General features: G+C 30.6%; 8 protein-coding genes. 5 read left to right on the top strand and 3 right to left on the bottom strand.

The annotated features are described in order from the left end of the window. Positions 1-263 precede the first annotated feature (263 nt). From UIB65_RS02785 to UIB65_RS02770, 4 genes are all read left to right on the top strand, one after another. Entirely contained in the window at positions 264-956 is a 693-nt protein-coding gene (locus UIB65_RS02785; protein WP_330039610.1) for an archaetidylserine synthase, read from the top strand. Positions 957-1,018: 62 nt separating this feature from the next. Then, on the top strand, positions 1,019-2,170 hold the full coding sequence (locus UIB65_RS02780) for a DUF515 domain-containing protein (RefSeq protein WP_330039609.1): 1,152 nt from the start codon (positions 1,019-1,021) through the stop codon (positions 2,168-2,170). Positions 2,171-2,208: 38 nt separating this feature from the next. Then, positions 2,209-2,931, top strand: coding sequence for a sortase (locus UIB65_RS02775; protein ID WP_330039608.1), 723 nt, complete (start codon positions 2,209-2,211; stop codon positions 2,929-2,931). Then, the gene (locus UIB65_RS02770; RefSeq protein ID WP_330039607.1) at positions 2,932-3,303 is read left to right on the top strand and encodes a dihydroneopterin aldolase family protein; all 372 of its coding nucleotides are present in this window, start codon (positions 2,932-2,934) and stop codon (positions 3,301-3,303) included. Positions 3,304-3,306: 3 nt separating this feature from the next. Here UIB65_RS02770 and mfnA read toward each other — a convergent pair whose 3' ends face one another. From mfnA to rplJ, 3 genes are all read right to left on the bottom strand, one after another. After that, entirely contained in the window at positions 3,307-4,464 is a 1,158-nt protein-coding gene (gene mfnA / locus UIB65_RS02765) for a tyrosine decarboxylase MfnA (protein WP_330039606.1), read from the bottom strand. Between the two features lie 60 nt (positions 4,465-4,524). After that, complete coding sequence (ppsA, locus tag UIB65_RS02760; RefSeq protein ID WP_330039605.1) at positions 4,525-6,801, bottom strand: phosphoenolpyruvate synthase; 2,277 nt, start codon at positions 6,799-6,801, stop codon at positions 4,525-4,527. A 172-nt stretch (positions 6,802-6,973) separates the two neighbouring features. Further along, complete coding sequence (gene rplJ, locus UIB65_RS02755) at positions 6,974-7,456, bottom strand: 50S ribosomal protein L16 (protein ID WP_330039604.1); 483 nt, start codon at positions 7,454-7,456, stop codon at positions 6,974-6,976. A 231-nt stretch (positions 7,457-7,687) separates the two neighbouring features. Between rplJ and UIB65_RS02750 the strand changes: the two genes are divergently transcribed. Further along, positions 7,688-7,918, top strand: coding sequence for a KEOPS complex subunit Pcc1 (locus tag UIB65_RS02750; RefSeq protein WP_330039603.1), 231 nt, complete (start codon positions 7,688-7,690; stop codon positions 7,916-7,918). Positions 7,919-8,054 lie beyond the last annotated feature (136 nt).

Below are 8,054 nucleotides of genomic sequence, written 5' to 3'. Positions count from 1 at the left end.
ATTATATATATTTTATCTTTTAAAGGTTATTTATAAAATAGATAAATAAATTCCAATATTTAAATGTTTAATGAACAAAAGCAATAGTTAAATTAAAAAAAATTAATTGGTCTACAATTAAATATTAAAACAATAGATAAATTCTTTTGAATTATGAAAAATAACACTTATTAATAATTAAAAATAAATATAAGTAATAATAAAGCGAATTACAAGATAAAATTAATAAGATATAAAACCAAAAGTATTACTGGAGTCCCAATATGGAAATTGAAAAAACAAATATCCAAAATTTTATTGCCACCTCAGACATCATTTCACTATTGAATATGAGTTCTGGGTTTTTATCAATATTGTGTTCAATCAACAATTATTTTGAACTATCAGCAATATTGATGATTATAGCAATCATGTTTGACTCCACAGATGGTTGGGTAGCTAGAAAAACAAATAGAAATGACAGTTTAGGTTTTGGAAAAAATATAGATTCATTATCTGATATTGTATCGTTTGGCGTAGCTCCTGCAGTATTCATTTACACATCAATTAACACCACATCAATACCATTACAAATCCTCGTAATACTTGTCAGCTTATTAATTGTTGTATGCGGAGTTTTAAGATTAACCAGATACAATGTAATTGCAGACCATGTGAAAACAAGCGATTTTATAGGATTTCCAATTCCAGGAATATCCTTTATTATAGCCACATATTATTTAAGCGGATTATATAATAGCTATTTAGCATTAATATTATCAATTATAGTATCAATTTTAATGATAAGTAATGTTAAATATCCTAAATTTTCGAATATCCCGCTAATTTCAATATCCTGCATATTAATAATTTTAATAATACTTCCAATTCCAACAACATTATATAGCATCAATATACCTGCATTAATATTGTTATTATTCTGTCTTTACTACCTTATTATTAATTTAATTAAGTAAAGCATGACCAATTTACTCCTATTAATTAAATTAACCATCAAAATTAAAAAGGAGTATTGAAAATGAACAATAAAAAACCAAGAGATCCATTCTTTCCGAAAGATTTTGAAAAAAAAGAATTCGATGAAATTTTACCAAAACCAAAGCCAAAGGATGATGAATTATCGCTTCTTAAAAAATTTAATCACAAATTAGGGATTTATCTAAATCCCAGTGCCACAGACATAAGCGAAAACGAAAAAAAGAGAAAAATTGGAGTGATAATCACCATTTTAATATTATTAACATTGATAATATCTGCATATTACTTTTTAATTTATGAACCCGGACAAAAAGAATTATCCACAGAAAAAACAGCAAAATTAAACGAGCTTCATGAATTATATAGCGGAGCATTAACAACATCACCAAATGAAATGTTTTTAGAAGAAAAAATTAATAATGCGAATAATATCAATGAGCTCAGAATGATTAATATAATGAGTTCTGCCACTAAAGACTGGAAATCATTTCACCAAAAGTCAATCAAATCAAACATCGACAAATATAACAGAACCATGGCAGTTTATTCAAATGAAAGTAAAAATGTAATAATGTCTCAAGAAGAAGCTACTAAAATTGTCAATGATAATGATGCACGGATTTTATCAAAAATGAAATTTGAAAAACCGAACACAGTTTCAGTCCCAATATTGGTTTCAAGACTGCAGGCAGGTGCGGGATTAGTCAATGTCGGAAGCATTGTAGACATATACACAAATTTGAATAATACAGGAGAGGAATTAAACACCAACAATACAAATCCAGACATCAGCGGATGCACAGTTTTATCAATAATGAGATATGAAGAAAATGGAGAAGTTGACTCAGAATATTCAAAATCAAAAATGAATGTTCACGGAAACATAACCAATCCTCAAGAAAATTCCAAAAAATTCTCATCAAATGTATTGGAAATGATAAAAGGAAGCATAATGAACGGTTATGATGAACAAGAAACCTTTGAAATGCTTAAAAATTATGGGGTGAAACTATCAAATTATGAAAGACAAATAAATTTAGGAGATTTGGACGCGCAATATATGCTTCTAATTGAAACACCACAGGACAAAGTTAATTTTATGTTAAATAATATGGACAATATTGTTTTAACAATCCCTACAACAAATGCTCCAGAGTGGATGGTAAATGAGATAAGTGCCACATACCAATAAGAAAACATTATTAAGGACAATATAACAAAAGTGATATTATGAAAAGACCAACAATAATGACCATAATAATCATCATTTGTATCCTAATTATTGGGTTATATGCAATGGGAGAGGTAAACTATTTCTCATCTAAAGTAAGTATTGAAAGAAATCTTACATCTCCAGTCGTATTTATCCCATCAATTGGAGTAAATGAAAAAATAAATAATGTAAGTCTTGATCAGGGAGTATTGTACGAATCAAATTCTTATACCCCTGGCAGTGGTGACGTATTGATATTCGGACATCGGACACTTCAAGGCTCTCCTTTCTTAAGACTTAATGAACTTCATAATGGAGATACATTCCTTTTAGAATGGCCAGGAATCGGAGAGTTGCAGTATAAGGTAATAAATACAATGGTTGTTCCTGCAACATACCAACTTAGCCCACAATCCGGAGGTAACAGCGCATACCTAATTACATGTGACCCAATTGGTTCGACTGAAAATAGATTAATAGTTCAAGGAGAATTAGTAGGCACACAAGCGATAAATAATCAAATTATTACTAGTAATCCTCAAGAATCAAATGCATTGATTATAACTACACTATTTTTAGTATTAGGCCTTATTTTTACTTTCCTATATCCTAAGGAAAATAGGGCATATATATTGGCCACAGTTTTAATAGTGTTTGCAATACTGCTATTCTTCTGTATACATCCAATTCCGTCCGGTTTAATATATGACAAAATTATTTTCCTGAACGGAGGAATATGAATGGATGTTGACGAGAAATATTTTTCCAACATAACCACAAGGGAAAGGGCAATATTTGAAGGAGCCATTAGTATGGGGGCATTATTCCACCAATTTGTGGGAACCCCCGTCAATAAACATTCAAAAGAAAGTTTAGAAAGAAGCATGGAAGAGTCCTTAAAATTACAGCCTGCAATTGAAGATGTTCAAGTTGAGATTAGATTTGATAAATTAGAAGAATCCATGACTGAATTTGACTACACTTCACTTACGGGAGACATGTTGGATGTTAAAATATTTACAAAAGTAGATACCGTTAAAGCCATCATAAGAATTGAATTTATAGAAGAATTAAACTATCCTTTAATGTATGTGGAAAAAATTGAAGAATGAAAGTTAGTAGATTTTTTCCAAATCTTCTAACAATTCTTCCAAATGTCTTTTTTTAATATGATTCATCAATACAATTCTAATTGCGATAGGGCATTTAGCAACAGATACTTTCCAACCTAATTCATCCAATTTTTTAGATAATTCATAAGCTTCAATTTCTGGATGATTAAAAGCGACGATATTCAATTCCGGTTCACAAACAACATCATATCCGATATTTTCCAAACCTTCTTTTAAAAAATAAGTATTGTCCATTAAAGATTTAACAAGTTTAGAATATCCATTTTTACCAAAATATTTCATTATTGCATAAGTAGCTGCAGATGATGCTCCTAAACGTGTTCCTACAATTGTTGATTGAGTTTTAACAGTCAAATATGGAGAATCAACAGCCATTACCTGCAAATATTCTTCTTTTCTAAAAATAATTCCCCCAGCAGGAATAGGCGCCAAACCCATTTTGTGAGGATCAACAGTAATTGAACATACCCCATCTAATGAAAAATCAAAAACAGGAACCTCATAACCTAAATTTTTAAGAAATGGAATTGAAAATCCCCCAAATGCAGCATCAACATGGAAATAGATATTATGCTCTTGAGCAATTTTTGAAATTTCTTCAATAGGATCAATCAAACCCAGTTCTGTAGTTCCAGCTATAGCAACAATAGCAACAGTATTTTCAGAAATGGCCCTTCTAACAGATTCGACATCAATTTTATAATGTTCATCCAATTTGGCTTCGACGATTTTTAAATTAAGCATATCTGCTGCTTTTTTAAATGAAAAATGAGCAGATGAGGGAATAATAATCTCACCATTTTTAATGCCTTTATATTTTCTTGCATGATTTCTTGCGGCACGAATAGCCATAAGATTAGCTTCAGTACCTCCAGTAACAATATTACCATATGCTCTTTCAAGAGACAACAAATTACCAATAGATTTAATGACTTCATTTTCTATATGTTTAGTTCCTTTAAATAATCCAGGATCTCCCAAATTTGTATCCAAAAATTTACAATAAACTTCTTTTGCAAAAGGATGTGCTTCAGTACACATGGACCCTAAAATTCTACCTTCAGAATACTTATAATCCAATTTATGAAAGTCATTTAATTCTTTTAAAATATCTTCTTTATCTATTGGTTCATCTTGCATAAAATAACCTAATCTAAAAATAATTATAAAATAAAAATAAAAAAAAAAGAAATAATAAAATTATTCTAAACGTTTACGGGCAGCGTCGAGAATAATTTTTTGTTCAGCTCTAGCAACGGTTTTTCTCACATCAGCTATTGCATCAGTATTGGAAGATACACTTGTAATTCCAAATGCAACAAGTTTTTCAACAATGTGAGGCACACTACCTGCTTGACCACAAATACTACAAGTTACTCCTGCTTCAGCACATTTTCTAATTGTTCTTTCAATTAATTTCATTACTGCAGGATGTTCTTCAGAGTAATGTTTTGCTACAAATTCATTGTTTCTGTCTACCGCAAGAGTGTATTGAGTTAAATCGTTAGTTCCTAAACTAACAAAGTCAATTCCAACTTTAATATACTCATCAATCATGATAGCTGCGGCTGGAATTTCAACCATCATACCAAAGTCAACATCTTTGTGAGGTTCAAAACCAATTGAGGAACAAATTGCCTTTGCTTGTTTAAGTTCTTCAGGATTTTGAGATAATGGAATCATGATACCAATATTAGTGTATCCTTTTTCGTGTAATTTTTTAATTGCTTTGAATTCACATTTAAGGATTTCAGGTTGGTCCAATTCTCTTCTGATTCCTCTCCAACCAAGCATTGGATTATGTTCTTCAGGTTCGTTTTCTCCACCTTCCAAGGTAATGAATTCATCTGTTGGTGCGTCTAAAGTTCTGTACCATACAGGTTTTGGATAAAATGCATCTGCTACAATTTGAACTTTATCTGCAATGGTGTCTATTAATTCATCTTCTCTTCCGTCAGCAATGAATTTGCCAGGGTGAACACCAGATGTTAACATTAAGTGTTCAGTTCTTAAAAGTCCAACACCATCTGCACCGGTTGCCGCTGCTTTTTCAGCTGCTTCAGGCATACTTACATTAGCTTTAACTTCTGTTACAGTTATTATTGGAGCAGCTTCAACATTACTTGTTGGTTGAGTTGTTTCCTCTTTAGTTTCAGAAATTCCTTCAAATACTAATCCTTTTTTACCATCTAAAGTAACACCGGAATTTTCTTTTAATGTGGTTGTAGCATCACCAGTACCGACAACACAAGGAATTCCTAATTCACGGGAAATAATGGAAGCATGGCAGGTTACTCCACCTTCATCAGTTACGATACCACTAGCTCTTCTCATAGCAGGAACCATATCCGGAGTGGTCATAGTGGTAACCATAATGTCTCCGTCTTTAATTTTATCTAATTCATCAATATCTAAGACGATTTTAACTTTACCAGAAGCCATACCCGGACTTGCACCTAAACCTCTGACAATAACTTCTCCCAAATCTGAAGATTCATCATCAGATACTTTAACATCATCTCCTAAAGTAGTAATAGGTCTAGCTTGCAATAAGAATAAATTACCATTTTCAAAAGCCCATTCTGTATCCATAGGTTCACCATAATGAGCTTGAACCCTTTTACCCATTTCAGTTAATTCAATGAGCTCTTCATCAGATAAGACTCTTTCCTTTCTCATATTTTCTGGAACTTCAACTTTTACACTAGTACCGTCTTCATCATTAGTATACATTACTTTCTTATCACTAATGGTAACATTGACAATTTCATTGTCCTTTTTGTCTACCTGATAATTATCAGGAGTTACATCTCCAGAAACTACTGCTTCACCAAGACCCCAAGATCCTTCGATTAAAGCAATTTCTTCCCCAGTAGATGGGTTTACTGTGAACATAACACCAGCTTTATCAGCATTAGCCATTTTTTGAACAACTACTGCAATATATACTTTAGAGTGTTCGAAATTGTTTTCTTCTCTGTAAAAAATTGCTCTTGCTTCAAATAAAGAAGCCCAACATTTCCTAATATATTCCATTACTTCATCATTTCCGGAAACATGTAAAAAAGTATCTTGTTGACCTGCAAATGAAGCTTCAGGTAAATCTTCTGCAGTAGCTGAGGAACGAATAGCTACATCAGTATCATCTTCATCAACTCTTTGACAAAGTTGATTATAAGCTTCAATAATTAAAGTAGTCATATCATCCGGAATAGGAGTAGCAATGATTAAAGATTTAATTTCTTCAGCAGCAGCCTGAAGTTCTTTTGTATCATTAATATCAATTTTATCAAGAATATCCATTACTTGACCATTAATTCCAGAGTCTTCCATGAACTTTTCGTAAGTTTCCGCAGTCACTACAAAACCAGGCGGCACAGGAATACCCGCTTGAGTTAATTCACCCAAATTAGCACCTTTTCCACCTGCAATTCCTATATCAGATTTATTCAAATCCTCAAATTTTACAACATACATGAAAAATAACCTCTTGGTTTAAAAATATTTATATTGACAATATTCTGAAAGTAAAAAAACATAGCCAATAGTATAATTTAATATTTCAATTTCAACGTTTAAATATTTAATTATAAAAATAGTTAAAAAAAATATTAAATAAAAAAAGTAAAAAAAAGTTTTAGTTAAAAATCTATTTAACTAAATCTTGACCTTTGTCAACAACAACTCTGCATGGAACTGGTAATTTCATACCTGCTCTTTTTAATGCAATTTTAGCTTCTTCAAAGTTCTTTTCTTGGCAGTCAATAGTAATAATACTTTGACCTTTTTTAACGATAGCTTCAACACTGATAGGTTTACCAAAAGCGTTTCTCATACCACTTTGTACCCTATCCGCACCTGCACCGGTTGCCATTGGGTTTTCCCTTACAATTTGATGTGGGTAAACTCTTAATTTTAAGTGGTAACCCATTCTTCCAGCAGCTCTTTGCATCAATCTGTTAGAAGCGATCCTTGCAGCTTCTAAAGAATTGTGTCTAATTTGAGCAGGTTTTTTAACAACTAAACTTAAAGAAACTGGAAATTCATCTTTTAAGTTTCCCATATCATATTGTACAATTCTTGAATTTGGGGTTTTTCTAATATAATCTCTTCTAGTATAAGCACGAACCATTATTATTCCTCCGAAATAAAAATAACATGTTTAACATGTTTAATTAAAAAAATAGCTATGAATAAGAAATTATGAAAATAGCTATATAAAAATTATATATCGTAATATAATAGAATACTTAAATATATTAATTAAGTTATTAATAAAGGTTACCCTATTTTCAAAATTTAATAGTAAAATTATTTTAAACAAAATAACATATAAAAACATAACAGTCAAATCAGTGAGATTATGAAAATATCAGGAAACATAAAATTCATTTACAAAAATAAAAAAGATGCAAAACATATATTCGACAGTTTAGACGTAGATAATGAAGATTTTCTTGAATCACAATTAACAGATAATATCGCACATTATAAAATTACTTCAAAAAGCCTTGGAAGCTTTTTGACAACAGCTGACGATTTAATCTCTTCAGAAATCGTGTCCGAGAAAATCATTGAAAATACAAAAAATTAACTTTTCCAGATTAAAAAAATTAAAAAATTTTAATATTGATTAAAAAATAATAATTATCATTTTGAAAAAAATATTATGAAAACAATAATTAATAGCAAATTTTATATAAATAAAAGAAAAGATATTAAAGCATTAT

It is taken from the genome of Methanobrevibacter sp., assembly GCF_036307625.1.
Lineage (GTDB): Archaea > Methanobacteriota > Methanobacteria > Methanobacteriales > Methanobacteriaceae > Methanocatella.
The sequence above is the reverse complement of the archived record's forward strand: the minus strand, read 5'-3'. Positions and strand labels throughout refer to the sequence as shown.